Source organism: Psychrobacter sp. T6-4, assembly GCF_052258425.1.
Lineage (GTDB): Bacteria > Pseudomonadota > Gammaproteobacteria > Pseudomonadales > Moraxellaceae > Psychrobacter.
In genome coordinates this window covers 90,077-109,410 of record NZ_JBQQEZ010000001.1, presented here as the reverse complement: position 1 = coordinate 109,410, position 19,334 = coordinate 90,077, and the positions used below count along the sequence as shown (strand labels likewise).

The window sequence follows — 19,334 nt, the reverse complement described above, 5'->3', positions numbered from 1 at the left end:
ACTATAGTTAAGGACAACTATGACCACCTCTCACGACCCGATTTATTTCTTAGCTATCGACAACGGCACCCAAAGCGTCCGCGCGCTTATCTTTGATCAATTCGGCAGCGAGATTGCCAAAGCCCGCGTGCCTATCGAGCCGTATTTCTCCGAGCAGCCCAATTATGCCGAGCAGCACGCCGACTACTATTGGCAAAAGCTATGGGAGGCCTGCCAAAAGCTGTGGCAAAGCTGCGATATTAAACCTGAGCAAATCGCCGGTGTCAGTCTCGCCACTCAGCGTTATACGATGATTTGTTTGGATAAAGACAAACAGCCGCTACGTCCTGCTATCGTTTGGATGGATTTGCGCCGCGCTGAGACTCATGACATCGGTTTTTTAAACCCAATTACAAAAATCATCGGCATGGGCGAATTGGTAAAAGACGCGCAGCAAAAAGCCCGTTGTAATTGGCTCGCGCAAAACGAGCCAGAGACTTGGGCCAAGACCGCCCACTACGTCAACCTCTCCGCCTACCTCACTTATCAGCTAGTAGGTGAACTTATCGACTCAAATGGTCATTCGGTCGGCTATTTGCCGTATGACTACAAAGCACAAACATGGCTCAAACCCAAAGATCTTAAATGGCGACTGTTTAGCTGTACCCCCGAGCAAATGCCCAAAATCATTCCGCCGGGGCGAAAGCTCGGTCAAATTAGCGCGGCAGCAGCCAAAGCTACGGGTATCTTAAAAGGCACACCAATGATCGCTGCCGCCAGTGATAAGGCGTGCGAAGCCCTAGGCGCAGCGGGGTTTGCCGCCGATACCGCGTGTCTTAGCTTTGGCACCACCGCTACTATTAATACTATCTCCCCCGATTACTTAGAGGTCCTCAAGCACATGCCCGCCTACACCGCCGCCGCCCCGCACTACTACAACCACGAGTACATGATTTATCGCGGCTTTTGGATGGTCAGCTGGTTCAAAGAACAATTCGCCCACTACGAGCAAGAGCTTGCTAAAACCCAAGGCATCGACACCGAAAAACTCCTCGATGCCGCCGTCAAAGACATTCCAGCCGGCTGTATGGGACTCATGATGCAGCCGTATTGGTCACCCGGTGTCCGTCATCCGGGGCTTGAAGGCAAAGGCGCACTTATCGGTTTTGGTGATGTGCATACGCGCGCGCATATTTATCGCGCCATCTTAGAAGGGCTGGCTTACGAGCTTAAACTCGGTTTTGATACCATCGAAAAACGTACCGGCAAACCCATCAAACACCTGCGCGTCTCAGGCGGCGGCTCCCAAAGCGACGCTGCCATGCAGCTCACCGCCGACATCTTTGCCATGCCCGCCTACCGCCCGCACACCTATGAGGCCACTGGCCTCGGCGCTGCCATCAACTGCGCGGTGGGTCTCGGCGTCTATCCTGACCACGCCGCAGCCAGCAAAGCTATGACCCATTTAGGCGACGAATTCTTACCTATTGAAGCCAACGTGCAACTCTACAAGCGTCTGTATAACGAAGTCTATCTGAAGATGTACGAGCGCCTAAAACCCTTATACCAAAGCATTCAAGACATCACAGGATACCCCGCCAAGTAGTCTGGACGAGTTTGAAGTGTAGAAGTATTAGGCGTGGTCAAAAGGTGGGATGATTGTGCCGAAGAGGTTATGGGAGCTGATCGCGCCTTCTGCTTGTATCTGTACCCCTAAGCGTGGCGGGCACTAATGGCTGATGGCATTCCTGTATACTCGATACTACCCTCAGCCAAGTGCCCGCAACCCGCTTAGTCGCACAGGATACCGCGTCAGTCACGGCTAAGACGCGTCTCAAGGCAACACTATAATTAGCTTATTAAAGTCTACTCTGACAAGTAATTTTGATATAAGCTATAGAATAAAACAGCTTCTCTACTCAAAAAATTTGAGTTGTTAATATATAAATATAGGTTCCTATGCAAATCTCTAATCTAAGAATAAAGGGTTTCAAGTCATTTGGACCTGAAGGTGTTGATATACTGCTAAAGAACAAACTTTCAGCTTTCATTGGTCTTAATAGTTCTGGGAAGACTACCGCCTTAGAGGCTTTGAGAAAGCTATTTGGTTCAACATTATCAGAAAGAGAGCTTGTAAGAGAAGACTTTCACATTGGCAAGGAAGAGAACTCAGAAAACATAGTAAACCGTGAGCTTTCTATCGAAGCAAAAATTCAGTTTTCTGAGGAAGAAAGCGAAAGTGATGCTATTGTCCAGTTCTTTCCTGATATGGTTATTAACGGTCAAGGTCAAGACCCCTATGTTCGTATTAGACTTGAAGCAAAATGGAAAAAATCTGACATTGAGCCTGACGGTGAGTTTGAATTCGAAACTTATTTCATAAAAGTTGCCGACGGTGAAATAGCGAATGAAGATAATAAAACTAAACTCAGTCCTCATCTAAGACAATTGATACAAATTTTATATGTGCCTGCGATTAGAAGACCTTCCGAACAGATTAAATATGCTTCAGGTAGTATCTTATATAGAATCCTCCGAAAAATTCAGTGGGATGACTCATTTAAAGTGGACTTTGATGAAAAAATACATGAAATTAATGAGGCTTTTAAAGGCCTCGCTGAATTTAACGTTATTCAAGATGTAATTAAAAACGTATGGGGTCAATTTCACAAAGATGAGCGTTATAAAGATACAGCTTTAGGTTTTAGTGCTAGTAGTTCGGATGAAATCTTAAAAAAGCTAGAGATTTCTTTTAGCCCTACAGGTACTCACAAAGAATTTTTTATTCATGAGTTAGGTGATGGATATCGTTCGATGTTTTATCTTACATTGGTATGTGCTTTATTGGATATTGAAGAGCAGTTAGCAGATAGAAGCAATAACGAAACTCTAAAAGCTACTCGTCCCTTGTTAACTATATTAGCCATAGAAGAGCCTGAAAATCATATTGCACCTCAATTACTCGGTCGAGTAGTTAAAATTCTAAATACTATTTCAAAACAAAACCATTCACAAGTATTGTTATCTTCTCATACACCTTCAATTGTCAAAAGAATAGATCCTGAAAGTATTCTACATTTTAGAATTAATGAAAGTTATGAGTCGCAAGTTAGCATGATTGTATTGCCTGAAGAGAATGATTTAGCTTATAGATATATTAAGCAAGCAATACATAATTATCCAGAAATATATTTCGCTAGATTAGTAGTTATTGGTGAAGGTGATACAGAGGAAGTTATTTTTAATCGTTTTATGGAGATAGAAGGTGTTGATTTCGATGACAATATTATCACTTTCGCCCCATTAGGTCACAGATTCGTCAACCACATATGGAAACTACTGAACGCTTTACAGATTCCTTTCATTACCTTATTAGACTTGGATTTAGAGAGAAATGGGGGTGGCTGGGGAAGAGTTAAATACGCTCTTCAACAATTAATTAAAATTGGGAAGGACAAAAATGAACTCTTAGCTTTAACAGATGGAAGTATTTTTTCAGATGAGCGACTGGAATCCATGCATAATATGGAGTTAAATGAACGCAATATTGAAATAATGTATCTATGGATTAGAAGACTGAATAGATATGATGTTTATTTCTCGGAACCTCTAGATTTAGATTTTTTGATGCTAAAGAGTTATACAAGCTTCTATAAAGATACTATTCCGAAAAATGGCGGACCACAAATTCCGAATAAGACAAGTGAGCTTGATAAATTTAATGTCAAAATAGCTAATGGTGTTCAAGCAACTCTAAAATCAGCAGATGCTACTGGTCACACTTATACTCCCGAAGATAGAGAGTTGATGATTTGGTACAACTATCATTTTTTAGGTAGAGGAAAACCAACAACTCATATTCTTGCTCTGGCTAAAATGACAGAAGAGGAAATAAAACAGTCCTTCCCACCTTTATTCACTACTCTTTTCAAACGTATGAACGACTTACTTATTCACTCATAATATAGGTTTCGGTATTAAAACACTCATATCGCTTTAGATATTTAATTTGTAGTAGGTGAATAGAAATTGTTATGAAAGTTATTAGTTCGGAAGACTGGCTTCCCAGTGATAGTTTAGAACTTGAAGACAATGCGTTGGATGCGGTTAAAAGCATGAGTAACTGCTTAATCTTAGCTGGACCAGGTGCTGGTAAAACAGAAATGCTAGCCCAAAGAGCAAGCTATTTATTAGAAACGAACACTTGTAAATACCCTCGAAAAATTCTAGCTATTAGTTTTAAGAGGGATGCTTCTTATAATTTAAATGAAAGAGTTGAAAAACGCTGTGGAGATGAATTAGTTAAGAGATTTGATTCACTCACGTTTGATTCTTTTGCTAAGCAAATTTTAGACAGGTTTAAGAAAGCACTACCTAACGGTGTTAATGTTGCTGACCAGTACGAAGTTTTGTTAGGTGATAAAGAAATACTGGAGCTTTATGAAAGGGAGGGTACAACTCTTCATTCTTATGCTATAAAAAAGCAAATAATGAAGACTCATAACGAGCAGCTTCTAACAGACTTCAGTAATTCGCCTAATGATGCTAGAAAGAGAGTATGGTTACAATTATTAAATTCTAATCCATCAAAATTATCGTTTCCAATGATAATGCGCTTAGCTGAACTCATCATAAATACTAACCCTAAAATAAAAAAGTATCTTCAAATGACTTATCAATTCGTCTTTCTTGATGAATTTCAAGATACTACAGACATTCAATATGACTTATTTCAAAGCTGTTTTATTAATAGCAGTTCTACATTTACAGCTGTGGGTGATGATAAACAACGTATAATGTTATGGGCTGGTGCGAAAGAAACAGTATTTCAGGATTTCATAAATGATGCTGGTGCAAAGCAAATTAACCTTCATATGAATTATCGTAGTGCGCCTAAAATTGTTAATTTATTAAACTATTTCAGTGAGCATTTACTAAGAGATAATCATAAAGCTACTCCTTCTACTAGATGGGAAGTAGATCAAGGTGAATGCAACATATGTTTTTTCAATAGCCCTGAGAATGAAAAACGAGATTTATTAGTAGACGTTAATAGATGGATTACCCAAGATAGTATTGACCCCAGAGATATATGTATTCTAGTGAAGCAACAATTAGACGTTTATGTCGGTGAGATGATAGGTTACTTTTGCAAAAATAATATCAAGACTAGAAATGAAGACAATTTTTACGACATTCTTACTGAGGAAATATCAATATTCATCGTTAATATGATGTATAGATGTTTAGACAATACAAATACTGAAACTAGGAAACAAACTTTTGATTTTATAAGCTATTTGTATTCAGAACTTGATAATCAAAAGCTCTTGAATATGGAGAAAAAACTATTCAAATTTATAAAATATGCTCGGAATAAGTACGACTTTGATAATTTAACATTTGATACAATCAAAGCATTGCTGAAAGATGCTAGAGAGTTAGTAGATGAGAGAAGATTAAAAGCTCAATTTCCTAAATATAAAAATCAGATAGAGCTAGATAAACTTCTGAAGAAATTAGATGATGAGTTATGGAAAGCTTATCAGATATCTGAAAGTTTAGAGACTTCTTTAGATACTCTTTTAGGTAAAGATACTATACCTGTTATGACTATTCACAAAAGCAAAGGACTTGAATACCATACAGTAGTGTTTATAGGATTGGAAGACGGTGCTTTTTGGACGTATAAAAATCAATCTAATGAAGACAATCGTGCTTTTTTTGTAGCACTATCTAGAGCTAAAAAGCGAGTCATATTTACTTTTAGTAAAGAAAGACAAGATAAATTTGGTAGAGTGAGAAATCAATCTTTTGAAAATATTCGTCCTATACTTGATACTATGAACAGCTCTGGTCTAGTTAACATAGATAATAGAATGAGTCCGTGAATTAATAACATTGTATTGCTCAGCCATTGTCAACACGATCATATCGTACTAAGAATAGCAACTTTTCTACTTTAACCTGCTATAATAAGTTTTTAAGTTATCTCGTTTATAAGCATTCCTTACGCAAGAAGCACTAAGATCAAATAACACTAAACGCCGCATAAACCCGATTTAACCCCTCACGCAGTAGCGCCTCAGGACAAGCCACATTAATACGCATTTTTAGATGTCCCTCACTACCGTATTTAATCCCTGAATTAAGCTCAACTTTAGCGTCACGCAGTTTGTCATACAGCGCCTGATCATCTTGCGCATACGCTGAGCAATCCAGCCAAATCAAATACGAAGCCTCAGGACGCATCACCTTAATATCAGGCAGATGCCCTGATAAAAAATCTATCGTAATCTCGATATTTTTTTCGATATAAGCCAGTACCTGCTCAAGCCACTCGCCACCCTCTTTATAAGCGCTTTGCATCACGGTATAAGCAAATAAATTGAGCTCGTATTCATCATTCAAATTCTGCTGCTGGCTGATTTTTTTGATCAGCGTCTCATCTTTAGCAAAGATCATTGAGCCTTTGATACCGGCGACGTTAAAGGTTTTAGTCATCGAGGTCAGGCTGACGACGTTATGCGCGTATCCTTCGGCTTCTGCTAACTTTAAAAACGGTGTAAATTTATAACCACTTAACGTCAAATCTTGATGGATCTCATCACTGACAATTGCTACATTGTGCTTTTTACATAACTTAAGCAGCGCTTTAAGCTCGTCGGTTGTCCAGACGCGCCCGCCCGGATTATGCGGATTGCATAGCAGATATAATTTAACTTTATTATCGATAATTTTAGCTTCGATATCGTTTAGATCGAGTTGATATTTACCGTCGACTTCCTTTATTGCTGAGGTCACCAGCGTGCGCTTATTTTGCTTCACCTTAGTCATAAACGGCGTATAGATGGGATCATTGACCAGTACCGCATCGCCTACTTCAGTAAAAATATGCATCATCAGCGCCAGGCTTGGCACCACGCCTGGCGAAAATAAAATATTGTCTTGAGCCAACTGCAAACCATAACGACTGCCGTGCCAATTAATAATCGACTCGTACAAGGCATCGGTAGGTTTGGTATAACCCAAGATGCCGTGATCCACCACACGCTGTAAGCTATCTAAAATAGGCTGCGCTGCTTTAAAGTCCATATCAGCGACCCACAGCGGAATAGTATCATCGCTATAGTGCCATTTGAGTGATCCCGTCCCGCGTCTATCGATTATCTCATCAAAATTATATGGCATGAGCATTCTCCTTTATATCAGTGAATAGCGAGTGTGTTTTTGGGCTATAACTGCTCATTCGTCGGCTTAAATAACCTTTGAGAGTTTAACACTATCATTACTTGCATGATGCGCAAGAATTAGTGTTACATTACTGTGGCGGACTCTATATCTCATCAGTTTATCGATGCCAGAGTATGCTGATAGTGTACTATTTATAAGATATTGGCACTTGCCAAAACCACTACCTGAGCCAAGATGGCTTATTTAAAAGGACTTAAAATTATGAAAATGGAATTTTCACGAAGCTCTGCACTCAAGATGAGCGTGCTGACTTTAGCAATTGCAAGCGTCGCTGCTTGCTCCAATATAACTACCGCCGCCGAGGTTCAACCGATGGCTGCCGGTGCGACTAGCAGTACGGCCCTCATTTTGGGCAATAGCGCTATGTCTACTGGCACGAACGACACCGTCGCTATCGGTAATATGGCGAACGCCGGACTTAATTCAGCGACAGCTATCGGCGGTCAAGCTAACGCTGCAGGTCTGGGCTCAACCTCTGTCGGTTGGCAATCAAAAGCCACTGCCGAGCGCGCACAAGCCTTTGGTCATCTCGCTAATGCAAGCGGCGTACGCGCAACCGCTGTTGGCGAAGCGGCTATGGCAGGAGGCACCAACGATACGGTCGCTGTCGGTAATAAAGCCAATGCAGGTCTAAACTCAGCAACGGCTGTCGGCGGTGAAGCCAATGCCGCAGGTCTCGGCTCAACCTCTATCGGCTGGCAGTCCAAAGCCACTGCTGAGCGCGCGCAAGCTTTTGGTCATATCGCCAACGCTAGTGGCGTTCGTTCAACCGCCGTCGGTGAGGCGGCCGCCGCACAAGGGGCAAACTCGGTAGCTGTAGGTAACAAATCTATGGCAGGCGGCATGAACAGCATCGCTATCGGTAATGGCGCAATGGCAGCAGGCAATAACCAAGTCGTCTTAGGTAGCGCCGGACAAGTACAATCGAGCACCGCATCACAGTCGGGTACGGTCAGAATCGTGACTATCGATGACAACGGCACTTTGGGCACGATGCTGGTTGACTACTACAAATCCGCTCGTTAAACCATCACTGGATAATATTGGCACAGCTGTAAATCAGATTAAATAAAATAATGAGACCTCGCTAGGTGAACTGACCCCCAAATGTTGGACGGTTTAGTTTATATGGCGGGGTTTTTTTAGCTTTGATGATTTTTTGTAGATTAAACCGTATTCAATATAAAATAATTGCATAAAAATCAATAAGTTTTGCCAAAAATTGGACTGTCGTTGTCTGTTCGTCGGCTAAAACGACCTTTTAAAACATAATTTTATTATTAGTTTAATGACTATCAAAAATTAGTGCTACATTCATAATGCAGACTCTATGCTTTATCTAGGACAGAGGATGTTGATATTGCAAGGATTGTGACCTATTAGCATCGCCCAACTACCCACAAAGCCCAGATGGCTTTTTTAAAAGGATTTAACACTATGAAAACGGACTTTCTTCCATGCTCAGCACTCAAAATCAGTGCACTCACTCTAGCTATTGCCGCCGCTTCTTTAAGTACTAACACTGTTATAGCGGCTGAGTGTCAATTAGCTAGCGGTGATACAGGAGGCGCGACCAGCTTCGGCACAGACGCTCTAGCTTGTGGCCTTAACACTAGTGCCTTTGCTGACAATGCCACCGCCGTCGGTCAAAACTCATTCGCGTCAGATGAAAACGCTATAGCAATCGGTAACACTGCCTTTGCCTCGTTTGAAAACGCTATCTCAATTGGTGCCAACTCTCAAGCTGACGGTGTTGATGCCGTCGCGCTTGGCGGCGGTGTGTCTGAAAACGGTTCACGCGCAGGAGCACAAGCTTTGGGTAACTCGACGACTGCCATTGGTGGTGAGTCAATAGCAGAGGGTGCAGGCGCAACTGCTATTGGTTGGCAGTCAAACGCTACTGGCGCACAGGCACAAGCTTTTGGGCATCAAGCCACCGCTACCGGCGATTTGTCTTTAGCGGTTGGTGAAGATTCTCGAGCACTAAGTGCCAACTCAACGGCCATTGGCAATCAATCTACCGCTACAGGAGTGGATGCCCTAGCGCTTGGCGATCAAGCCAATGCTAACGGCAACTCAACCACTGCAGTCGGCGGTGAGTCATCTGCTAGTGGTCCTGGCGCTACTGCTATTGGTTGGCAGTCAAACGCTACTGGTGCACAGGCACAAGCTTTTGGTCATCAGGCCACCGCTACTGGCGATTTGTCTTTAGCAGTTGGTGAAGATTCTCGAGCACTAAGTGCCAACTCAACGGCCATTGGCAATCAATCTACCGCTACAGGAGTGGATGCCCTAGCGCTTGGCGATCAAGCCAACGCTAACGGTAACTCAACCACTGCAGTCGGCGGTGAGTCATCTGCTAGTGGTCCTGGCGCTACTGCTATTGGTTGGCAAGCGGTTACTCAAGGCAATCGTTCAACAGCGCTTGGGCATCAGACTTCCGCAATTGGTGTGCAATCAGTCGCCGTTGGTGAAGATGCAATGGCTACAGGCAATGGTGCTATCGCTATTGGTGGCAACAATGACGCAAACAACGATGGAGATTTGGACGAAGACGGTGTTGGATCAAATGCCAATGGCAATGACGCTGTTGCTATTGGTGCTGCTGCTAGTGCTCAAGGTAACTCTACAACTGCTATAGGCGGCGAATCAGTTGCTACGGGTGCTGGCGCAACCGCCATCGGTTGGCAGTCAGGGGCTAATGCCGAACGCGCACAAGCTTTTGGTCATTTGGCTCAAGCAAATGGGGTAAGATCGCTAGCAGTAGGCGAAGCGGCTACCGCTGGCGGCGATAACGACACCGTCGCCATCGGCAATACCGCGAACGCTGGTAATAATTCAGCGACAGCAGTCGGTGGTCAGGCCAATGCAGCAGGTCTAGGTTCAACCTCTATCGGTTGGCAATCAAAAGCCACTGCTGAGCGCGCGCAGGCCTTTGGTCATCTCGCCAATGCGAGCGGTCTACGCTCTACTGCTGTTGGTGAGGCCGCCGCTGCTAGCTCAGACAATGCGGTCGCTATCGGTAACAACTCAGTCGCCTCAGGTCTCGATGGCGTAGCAATCGGTGGAGATAGAAGCGGGGTTCGTCAAACGATGGCTTCTGGTACGTCCTCAACCGCTATTGGCGCGCAAGCGCAAGCGACGCAAGCAGGCGCAACCGCAGTCGGTTGGCAGTCGACTGCCAGCGCTGAACGCGCACAAGCTTTTGGTCACTTGGCATCGGCAACTGGCGTACGCTCTACCGCAGTCGGTGAAGCGGCAGCAGCAGGTGGTTTAAACAGTATCGCTATCGGTAATCAAGCATCTGCCGCAAACGATAACCAGATTGCTCTTGGTGGCGCAGGTCAAATTCAAGCCAGTACCGCTTCACAGTCAGGGTCAACTAACATTGTTACTACCGACGGTAACGGTACCTTGGGCGCAAGCGTCACTGTAGATTCACTGGCTACCGCCAATCAGCTGGCTAATACCAACTCCCAGCTTGCCAATACCAATACGCAAGTGGCTAATCTAGGAGTAGCATCTGCTAATAACTCAAGACAGATTAGTGATCTGCGTAGCGAGTACAATCGTCATGAAGACCGCTTGGATGAAGCCGAAGACGGCATCGCTATGGCCCTGGCACTTGAGACCCCAGTCATCCCCTCAGGTAAACGCTATGCTATGACCTTTGGTACCGGTTATTATAATAATGGCTCAGCGCTAAGCACCTCTTTTGCTGGGCGCGTCAGTGATAGTATGACCATCTCAGCTGGTGCCGGCGTCGGGCTTGATACAGGTAAAGTGGGCGCACGTGGCGGCGTGACTTTTGCTTGGTAGACAAAGTTAATATCATTTAACCCGATAAAAAAAGCCCTGCAATTGCGGGGCTTTACGTTGATTAAAGGCGTTTAATAAGTGCTTATTTCTGTTTAGCAGTCACTTATTGAATTCAGCTTTCCTGCATTAAGTGATTACCATCAAACTCTATATTTTAAAACCCAACGCTCATTTTCCAGTAGATCAGTACCGCGCTCATGCTAAAGAACGAGCCGATTGTCGAGACGATGACGATAAAAATAGGGGCAGTGATATTAATAATGTCTAACATGGTAATCATTGCCCTTGATGTCATAAAGCAATTTTAGAATAAATATAAGTCAAAGCTCTAGCGCCCTTTAAATTCAGCCGCGCGGCGCTCTACCATCGCCATCGCACCTTCCTTTGCATCTTCTGAATGAAACAAGTGCGGTAGATAGCCATGAATATTAGCTAGAGCGCTAGCTGCGCCATTACGACTGGCATCTTGTGCTGAGGACAGTAGCCCTTGTACGCCAAGCGGGGCGGCGGTGCAGATCTCTTGTGCTATCGTTAGTGCGCGCTCATACTCTTCACCATTCGGCACCACTTCGCTGACCAAATTGAGTCTGTCTGCGGTTTGTGCATCAAAGTTCTTGCCAGTTAATAGATATGGCATTGCTTTTTGCCAACCCGCTGCCGCCACAAATCGTACCGTCGCCCCGCCAAATGGCATGATACCGCGCTGGACTTCCATTTGTGCAAAGTTGCAGTTGCTACTGGCGATAACCACATCACTATTTAGCATCAGCTCAATACCCGCGGTAAAGCAAGTGCCTTGTATCGCGACGACCACGGGTTTGCTGCGTAATTTACCACCGATGCCCCACGGGTCAATTTGCGTCTCATCAAATTCAAACGCGCCTTTGTCCCATTTATTCTGTAGCTCCATGAGATCAAGACCTGCGGTAAAGTGCTCACCATGAGCGAAAATGAGCGCACAGCGTAGATTATCATCACTCTCATATTTAGTAAGTGCTCTAGAGAGCTGCTTAATCATATGGCTGTCAAAGGCATTGCGCTTGTCGGCGCGATTAAGTCCAATCAGGCAGATGTAACCATCAGTCTCAAAGGTAATGCGGTTGTCCGTATCGTTACTTTGCGTAGTCATAGTTTTATCCTTTTTTGTTGGTATCGCTTTAATCAACGTGCTTTCAATATAGCCACCCCCACTCTATAACACAAGCAGCAAAGCCATTATCAATATAAGTTGACCTGATTTATGATAGCTGCCACTATTATGCAACTTGTAACCCTTATTAGAGCGCGTTATGGAATTTTGCACGGTTTTTTGCTGATCACTAGCGTGCACTTGCTTGCTGCCGCCTCCCCAGGTCCTGATTTTGTATTAGTTTCACAGCAGACTTTGGCAAAGGGGCGACGCACGGGTCTGATTTGTAGTCTCGGTATTACCTTAGGTCTCGCCGTCCACATTATCTATTCGGTATTGGGACTGGCAACGGTAATCGCTCACTCGCAGCCTCTACTCACCGCTATTAAATGGTTGGGCGGCGCTTATCTGATTTATTTAGGCTGGCAAGGCATTCAAGCTAAACCCATTCAAGCTAAACCTAAGTCGGTCTCGGACATAGCAGCGCCCAATACTCAAACTATTTTAGACAGTCAAAGTGTTAAACCGACAAAATCTGGCGTGAGCAACAGCGATTCTACTTTTGCTATTTTGCGTCGTGGATTTTTTTGTAATGTCTTTAATCCAAAAGCGCCTGTGTATTTCGTCGCCATATTTACCCTAGTATTATCGCCCGGTATCCCGCTTTGGCAACTGGCCATTTATGGCGTGTGGATGATGGTGTTACAGATGGCATGGTTTAGCACCGTGGTCATGCTGCTCTCTATTCCAGCAATTTTGCGCCGTTTTCAGCGCTTTGAGCACTGGATAGAGCGTATTTTAGGTACAGCAATGATCATATTAGGACTAAACCTGATTTTGCGTAGCCGATAAGATGGCTATTAACGATGATAATCTGTTAAAATACTCGGTTATATTCACACCTTATAGCCTACTATTATGACCAATTTCTCTTCTAGAAACAGCAGTCCAAAACATAGAAACAGATCCCCAGCAACCGCGAAAAAGCTGGGGCAATTACATCCGCGTAACCCACATCAAGGTCGCTATGACTTTGCAGTATTGACGCGTGCATTACCTGAGCTTAGCGATTACACCATTACCAATCCAAAAGGTGAGTCGACGATTAATTTCTCTGATGCCAAGGCCGTACGTGTGCTCAATCAAGCACTGCTCGCGCATTATTATGGTGTCAAATTTTGGGACATACCTGAGGGTTATTTGTGCCCGCCTATTCCAGGGCGCGCTGATTATATTCACTACATCGCCGACTTGCTCGCGCAAACGACCCATGTGAGTAGCGATAATAGCCCGCCGATGGGCAAAGATATTCATGCGCTCGATATTGGCACCGGTGCCAGTGCCATCTACCCTATTATCGGCGCTCAAAGCTATGGATGGCGCTTTACCGCAAGTGATATTGATACGGTTTCTGTTAATACCGCGACGGTTATCAGCCAAGCCAATCCGAAGCTTAAGGGCGCGATCAAAGTCAAGCTGCAACCTGAACCGAAATACATCTTTAAAAACATCATCGGTCGCCAAGATTACTTCGACGTCGTGGTGTGTAACCCACCGTTTCATGCCTCATTAGAAGAAGCGATGCAGGCTAATAGCCGTAAACAGCATAATTTGCAAAGACATCGCGGCAAGAATGAAAACGCGCAAATAAGTCGCAGCTCAACAAAATCGGGTAATGCCGCGCACAACCTAAACTTTGGCGGTCAACATAAAGAGCTGTGGTCTGAGGGCGGCGAGATTGCTTTTTTAACCAAGATGATTAAAGAGAGCAAGGACTTTGCTGAGCATGTTGGTTGGTTCACAAGCTTAGTATCGAAGTCTGAAAACGTAAAACCTTTGCAGCTATTATTAAAACAACTTGATGTGGCGCAGATGCGCATTATCGAGATGAGTCAAGGTCAAAAGAGCACGCGAGTGCTAGCATGGCGTTTTACCATGGATGAAGCACAAGAGAGTTAATCTATTCATAGGCACATATTTTTATAGGTTTCACATGGAACAATACGTTTTACAAAGAATGCTATATAGTTTCACGTGAAACCAAAAAGACCACTTCATTTTTGAGTGGTCTTTTTTAATAGCGTTTAGAAATGTTTTTTAGGTAAAGAACAGTATCTTAAGTCCTATACCAATAAGTACCACACCGCCCACCATTTCTGCTCTATCCTCAAGCCAAGTTCCTGATTTTCGGCCTAGATACACGCCAAAGAAGCTAAAGATTGCTGTAGTTATGCCGATAATGAAACAGGCTAACCAAGCATTTAAGGCTAATACGTTAAGTGTAAAACCTGCGACCATAGCGTCGATACTGGTTGCAATAGCAAGGGTCAATAACGTGCGCTGAGCAATAGTGTCCTGTACACAAAGGTTTTTATCAGTATGAGCTCCATTATCTCCCGCTTCACTTTGCTCATTGCGTACGACCTCATAAAGCATCTTTGCACCAATACCAATAAGGATAAAACCGCCTATCCAAGGTGCAACAGCAGCAAACCACCCTATCACCGCTACGCCCAATAAATAACCGATCAGAGGCATCACGCCCTGTGCAATGCCAAAATATAACGCGATATAGATAGCTAAACGTCGTAAATATAAGCGGTTTTTATGTTGTGACTGCGCGCCAAGCCCTATAGCAACGGCAAAAGCGTCCATTGCCAAAGCGATTGCTAGTAGTATGACTTCTATCATTTATAACTTACTCATTCTTGTTTCACGTGGAACGTCTTAAGGTATTGACAATGACTGGTTTTAAGGTAGTTACGACTCAACCCTATCCCAAAAGCTGTACTTTTTACCGTGTTTTTTCTGAATAGAATCCACATAATTCTTATGATGGTCAAGACCCATATAGCCAGCATCAGATCTATTAATAAAAGCATCTAACTTGACTAAGTGCTTGTAGTAGCGAGCTGCATGTCCATACGCCATACTGCGATCATTCTCCAAGATATCATTGAGTAGGCTGCGGTAGATGACCACTCGAATAAGATGAGTCTCATCAGGAAGTTGTTTAAGCCACCGAGTCAAAGTCGTATAGTGCATATCGTCAAACTCATCTTGGCGCGCGATAGCGACCTGATTGGCGCGCGTCGTCTCTTTAACTTCAAGCCATAATCCTATCGCAATGATGACATCATCTTGTTGATCAGCCAGCTCGTAGGTTTTTTTGCGTAAGTCGGCTTGCTGGGCTGGTGTAGCAATCGCCATAATCTGCTCAAAAAGTGCAGGCGTTGGCTCAAGCTCAAATGCTGTATTTAATACGTCTAGTTGTAGTGCAACATTATTTTGCTGCGCATAAACTCTATTGAGCCAGTGTAGACACTCTGTCTCTGGGACATGATGACTATCTTGCCAGTCTTTGGTCAAATAACGCAAAGCAGTATGGTAAGCGTCTTGCTCAAGCATAAACGTGATAAACATTTTAAACTCATATAACGAAAACACTCTATGAGTATTTAAATACAAGTACATCTCTTCGAACACGTCGATATCGCCTAGTGCCCACGCTAGATCTGTAAGTGCGGTCTCAAGATATTTTTTGTGGATACTATTAGCGCTGTTTTGCTCATCAAAACTAGGCTTGGAACCATCAAAAAAATCATTAAAAGCATCGTTAAGTAGCGTCTGATAATCGTATTTGTAATCCTCAATCAGGCCTTGTATCTCTATTGATGTAAACAGCTGATCTACGCCTCGCAGAATATGGTCTTTAGTGCCATAGTCATTATCACAAGCTATAGACTTTACTTTTTCCATCCACGCATGGCGGACGATATCTTTCTCATCTATGCCAGCAGCCTGCAATTCTTGCTCGTAACATCTAGTCGCTACTTGTAGCCATAACGAGGTCAGATTCTGGTAAATATCAATGACATCACCGTTTGAGTCATCAATCCGCTCAAAGGTAGGTTCTGTAGAATCAATAAATAGCTCAAGCAGCTCTAAACACGCTTGCGCTTGCTCAGGATATAGACTCATAACATCATCTACGAGGTAATGTAGCTCAGTCACAAAATCGCTATACTCCCAAAAGTTTAACGATTTTCGGCGGCGTCTGAGTCCTTTTAAGGTAGAAGTTAGCTTTTTAATCAGTTTAGGTTTGTCTGATTGTAGTAATAGACGCTCAATCTTTTTATCAAGCAGCTTGTCCATACCTTGCACATCAGCCACAAAATTAACCAAAGTCGCCTTAGGCAGCTTTGATAGACACGCCTTTTGCTGATCATCTAACATAGATAGTCCTTAAGCTATTTTTAAATTATCACCTAAAATGATAAAACAATATCTCACTATTAAATGGGTTTCACATGAAACAAAAAAGCCAGATACTTGCAGTATCTGACTCCTTATAAACCCTCAACCTATTTTAGGACGGGACAAATAAAAGTAAACACTATACTAGATATCAAGATTAGAGACTGTCAACGCATTCTCTTCAATAAAGGCGCGGCGCGGCTCGACATGATCACCCATAAGACAGGTAAACATATGATCTGCAGCAATGGCATCCTCAATAGTCACACGTAGCATACGGCGATTTTCTGGATCCATCGTCGTATCCCAGAGTTGATCGGCATTCATCTCACCCAGACCTTTATAACGCTGAATCGCAAGGCCACGGCGCGCGTCTAACATCATCTGCTGCCATAGATAGTCAAAGTCGCGGACTGGAATGTCTTTGGTCGTGCCAGCAGTATTCTCACGGCGGATAAACGCACTGTCATCTAGTAGCGTATTCCATTCGCTCGATAAACGCAGCAGCCGAGTATACTCACCTGAATTGATAAAGCTGGCATCAAGCAAGTAATGATGGGCTAATTGATGGACGTAAATGGTGACACGTGGTAGCCACTGCGCTTTGGTCGATAGCATCTCGCTATTAGACGCTGTCTGTATTTGGGCATCGGTGTTATCAGCCAATAGCTCAGGTTGCGGCTTCATGCCTAATAAATCAGCAGCAGCAGCATCCATCTCGCTTGCATCCGTTTTTGGCGCGTGAATATTGACCAGTTCGATCTCAGGATTTAAATCACTACCAAAGTGATCAAGCTGAGTCTGTAATGATGTACGCCACTCCTCCATAGACGCCTTATCATAAGTCATATCCGTGCTCAGCTTCGGCGTGTGCGTCAATGCATCAAGTAGCAACGCAGGATAACGAATCTGCAAACGCGCTTTTATTAGCTGCGTCTGGTTATAATCGTTCAATAAAGTCTCAAGCGCTTGACCAGTAATCGCAGGCGCGTCCGCACTTACATGCAGCTTAGTATTATCTATCGTTGATGATAATAAATAAGCTTTGAGTGCTTCATCGTCTTTTAAGTACAGCTCTTGGCGACCTTTTTTGACTTTGTATAGTGGCGGCTGAGCGATATAAATGTAGCCGCGCTCAATAAGCTCAGGTGTTTGGCGGAAAAAGAAAGTCAACAGTAGCGTACGAATGTGCGAACCATCAACGTCCGCATCAGTCATGATGATGATTTTGTGATAGCGGACTTTGTCAGGATTATACTCATCAGGACCGATACCGCAGCCAAGCGCAGTAATGAGCGTACCGACCTCAGCTGAGGACAGCATTTTATCAAAACGCGCGCGCTCGACGTTTAGGATTTTACCTTTTAGCGGTAAAATTGCCTGCGTTTTGCGGCTACGACCTTGTTTGGCTGAACCGCCAGCAGAGTCACCCTCCACTATGTATAGCTCAGATAACGCAGGGTCTTTTTCTTGGCAATCAGCCAATTTACCTGGCAGACCTGCAATGTCTAAAGTGGTCTTGCGGCGCGTCATCTCACGGGCTTTACGAGCGGCGTCACGAGCACGCGCGGCATCGATAATTTTGCCTGCAATTGCTTTAGCTGCGCTTGGATTCTCTAATAAAAAGTCATTAAACTTATCATGCATCGCCGATTCGACCGCAGATTTGACTTCGCTAGATACCAGCTTGTCTTTGGTCTGACTTGAGAACTTAGGATCGGGTACTTTGACAGAGACGATAGCGGTCAAGCCTTCACGCGCATCATCACCTGTCGCCGTGACTTTTTCTTTTTTAAACAGATTCTCACGATCCATATAAGTATTTAGTACGCGAGTCAGTGCCGAGCGAAAGCCTGATAGATGCGTACCACCGTCGCGCTGCGGAATATTATTGGTAAAGCATAATACCTTTTCGTTATAAGTATCGGTCCACTGCAACGCCACTTCTACACCGATGCCGTCATCTTGGTCGCTGTTAAAATGGAAAATCTCATTGATGCCGTCTTTGCCAGCATTGATGTAGCTTACGAACTCAGACAAGCCGCCTTTGTGCTCAAATTCATGGCGTTTATCGATACGCTCATCTGTCAGGACAATACGTACGCCTGAGTTTAAAAATGATAGCTCACGCAAACGTTTTGCTAAAATATCGTACTCAAAGATCGTACCTGTGAACACATCAGTACTTGGATAAAAACGGATTTGCGTCCCTGTTCTATCGGTCGCCTCCATCTGCTGAATATCGCTATCAGGCACGCCATCGGTATAAGTCTGCTGGTAATGAAAACCCTCACGCCAGATGTTCATCTCAAGCTTTTTGGACAGCGCATTGACCACAGAGACGCCAACACCGTGCAAGCCGCCTGAGACTTTATAACTGTTATCATCGAACTTACCACCAGCGTGCAGTACTGTCATGATGACTTGCGCCGCTGATACGCCTTCCTCCGGATGGATATCCACAGGAACGCCGCGACCATTGTCCATAACGCTAACCGACTCATCTTCGTGAATGATAATATCAATCTGATCACAGTGACCAGCTAAGGCCTCATCAATTGAGTTATCAACGACCTCAAAGACCATATGATGAAGACCGGTGCCATCATCAGTATCACCGATATACATCCCAGGGCGCACGCGTACCGCTTCAAGACCACGCAATACGCGGATGTCTTTGGAGCTATAATCTGAAGGCAATCCTTCAGGGGTAATGGTTTCAACGATGCTATCTGTTTGTAATTCTGCTGACATCAGTTGCTCGTTATCGATAGGTAATGACTCACTCATGTGCATTCCTTAGTCTAGCCATAATCAGTTGCTTATCATAAGCACGCGTCTGTAGTGAGGCGAGCATAATGTTATCTTGGACTCAAATAGTTGAACTTGATGTGAT

At 44.0% G+C, this 19,334-nt stretch carries 12 protein-coding genes; 7 read left to right on the top strand and 5 right to left on the bottom strand.

The window, feature by feature from the left end; genetic code table 11:
• Positions 1 to 19 precede the first annotated feature (19 nt).
• The 3 genes from ACTXGE_RS00470 to ACTXGE_RS00460 all read left to right on the top strand — a co-directional run bounded on the left by ACTXGE_RS00470 (position 20) and on the right by ACTXGE_RS00460 (position 5,870).
• Positions 20 to 1,585: an FGGY-family carbohydrate kinase gene (locus ACTXGE_RS00470; protein WP_443541263.1), complete on the top strand. Its 1,566-nt coding sequence runs from the start codon at positions 20 to 22 to the stop codon at positions 1,583 to 1,585.
• 353 nt (positions 1,586 to 1,938) lie between these two features.
• A complete protein-coding gene (locus ACTXGE_RS00465) occupies positions 1,939 to 3,942 on the top strand; it encodes an ATP-dependent nuclease (protein ID WP_443541264.1) in 2,004 nt (667 codons plus the stop codon).
• A 71-nt stretch (positions 3,943 to 4,013) separates the two neighbouring features.
• Positions 4,014 to 5,870: a UvrD-helicase domain-containing protein gene (locus ACTXGE_RS00460; RefSeq protein WP_443541265.1), complete on the top strand. Its 1,857-nt coding sequence runs from the start codon at positions 4,014 to 4,016 to the stop codon at positions 5,868 to 5,870.
• 139 nt (positions 5,871 to 6,009) lie between these two features.
• Here ACTXGE_RS00460 and ACTXGE_RS00455 read toward each other — a convergent pair whose 3' ends face one another.
• A complete protein-coding gene (locus ACTXGE_RS00455; RefSeq protein WP_443541266.1) occupies positions 6,010 to 7,170 on the bottom strand; it encodes a MalY/PatB family protein in 1,161 nt (386 codons plus the stop codon).
• A gap of 264 nt (positions 7,171 to 7,434) precedes the next feature.
• Here ACTXGE_RS00455 and ACTXGE_RS00450 point away from each other — a divergent pair, with 264 nt between their 5' ends.
• Positions 7,435 to 8,259, top strand: a complete 825-nt coding sequence (locus tag ACTXGE_RS00450) for a hypothetical protein (protein ID WP_443541267.1) — start codon at positions 7,435 to 7,437, stop codon at positions 8,257 to 8,259.
• A 411-nt stretch (positions 8,260 to 8,670) separates the two neighbouring features.
• Positions 8,671 to 11,052: a hypothetical protein gene (locus tag ACTXGE_RS00445; protein WP_443541268.1), complete on the top strand. Its 2,382-nt coding sequence runs from the start codon at positions 8,671 to 8,673 to the stop codon at positions 11,050 to 11,052.
• A 328-nt stretch (positions 11,053 to 11,380) separates the two neighbouring features.
• Here ACTXGE_RS00445 and ACTXGE_RS00440 read toward each other — a convergent pair whose 3' ends face one another.
• Positions 11,381 to 12,181, bottom strand: coding sequence for a crotonase/enoyl-CoA hydratase family protein (locus tag ACTXGE_RS00440; protein ID WP_435949943.1), 801 nt, complete (start codon positions 12,179 to 12,181; stop codon positions 11,381 to 11,383).
• A 129-nt stretch (positions 12,182 to 12,310) separates the two neighbouring features.
• Here ACTXGE_RS00440 and ACTXGE_RS00435 point away from each other — a divergent pair, with 129 nt between their 5' ends.
• Together ACTXGE_RS00435 and rlmF are read left to right on the top strand one after the other, a co-directional pair.
• On the top strand, positions 12,311 to 13,033 hold the full coding sequence (locus tag ACTXGE_RS00435; RefSeq protein ID WP_435949942.1) for a LysE family translocator: 723 nt from the start codon (positions 12,311 to 12,313) through the stop codon (positions 13,031 to 13,033).
• Positions 13,034 to 13,099: 66 nt separating this feature from the next.
• Positions 13,100 to 14,140: a 23S rRNA (adenine(1618)-N(6))-methyltransferase RlmF gene (rlmF, locus tag ACTXGE_RS00430; RefSeq protein WP_435949941.1), complete on the top strand. Its 1,041-nt coding sequence runs from the start codon at positions 13,100 to 13,102 to the stop codon at positions 14,138 to 14,140.
• 138 nt (positions 14,141 to 14,278) lie between these two features.
• Here rlmF and ACTXGE_RS00425 read toward each other — a convergent pair whose 3' ends face one another.
• The 3 genes from ACTXGE_RS00425 to gyrB form a co-directional block, all read right to left on the bottom strand.
• Positions 14,279 to 14,872, bottom strand: coding sequence for a manganese efflux pump MntP (locus ACTXGE_RS00425; protein WP_435949940.1), 594 nt, complete (start codon positions 14,870 to 14,872; stop codon positions 14,279 to 14,281).
• A 69-nt stretch (positions 14,873 to 14,941) separates the two neighbouring features.
• A complete protein-coding gene (locus tag ACTXGE_RS00420; RefSeq protein WP_435949939.1) occupies positions 14,942 to 16,417 on the bottom strand; it encodes a DUF6880 family protein in 1,476 nt (491 codons plus the stop codon).
• Between the two features lie 165 nt (positions 16,418 to 16,582).
• A complete protein-coding gene (gene gyrB / locus ACTXGE_RS00415; protein WP_435951082.1) occupies positions 16,583 to 19,192 on the bottom strand; it encodes a DNA topoisomerase (ATP-hydrolyzing) subunit B in 2,610 nt (869 codons plus the stop codon).
• Positions 19,193 to 19,334: the final 142 nt, after the last annotated feature.

Coding starts and splice junctions, on each gene's coding strand:
- ACTXGE_RS00420 (WP_435949939.1), bottom strand. CDS start 16,417: ATGTTAGATGATCAGCAAAAGGCGTGTCTATCAAAGCTGCCTAAGGCG.
- ACTXGE_RS00460 (WP_443541265.1), top strand. CDS start 4,014: ATGAAAGTTATTAGTTCGGAAGACTGGCTTCCCAGTGATAGTTTAGAA.
- ACTXGE_RS00435 (WP_435949942.1), top strand. CDS start 12,311: ATGCAACTTGTAACCCTTATTAGAGCGCGTTATGGAATTTTGCACGGT.
- ACTXGE_RS00455 (WP_443541266.1), bottom strand. CDS start 7,170: ATGCCATATAATTTTGATGAGATAATCGATAGACGCGGGACGGGATCA.
- ACTXGE_RS00470 (WP_443541263.1), top strand. CDS start 20: ATGACCACCTCTCACGACCCGATTTATTTCTTAGCTATCGACAACGGC.
- ACTXGE_RS00440 (WP_435949943.1), bottom strand. CDS start 12,181: ATGACTACGCAAAGTAACGATACGGACAACCGCATTACCTTTGAGACT.
- ACTXGE_RS00450 (WP_443541267.1), top strand. CDS start 7,435: ATGAAAATGGAATTTTCACGAAGCTCTGCACTCAAGATGAGCGTGCTG.
- rlmF (WP_435949941.1), top strand. CDS start 13,100: ATGACCAATTTCTCTTCTAGAAACAGCAGTCCAAAACATAGAAACAGA.
- ACTXGE_RS00425 (WP_435949940.1), bottom strand. CDS start 14,872: ATGATAGAAGTCATACTACTAGCAATCGCTTTGGCAATGGACGCTTTT.
- ACTXGE_RS00465 (WP_443541264.1), top strand. CDS start 1,939: ATGCAAATCTCTAATCTAAGAATAAAGGGTTTCAAGTCATTTGGACCT.
- ACTXGE_RS00445 (WP_443541268.1), top strand. CDS start 8,671: ATGAAAACGGACTTTCTTCCATGCTCAGCACTCAAAATCAGTGCACTC.
- gyrB (WP_435951082.1), bottom strand. CDS start 19,192: ATGTCAGCAGAATTACAAACAGATAGCATCGTTGAAACCATTACCCCT.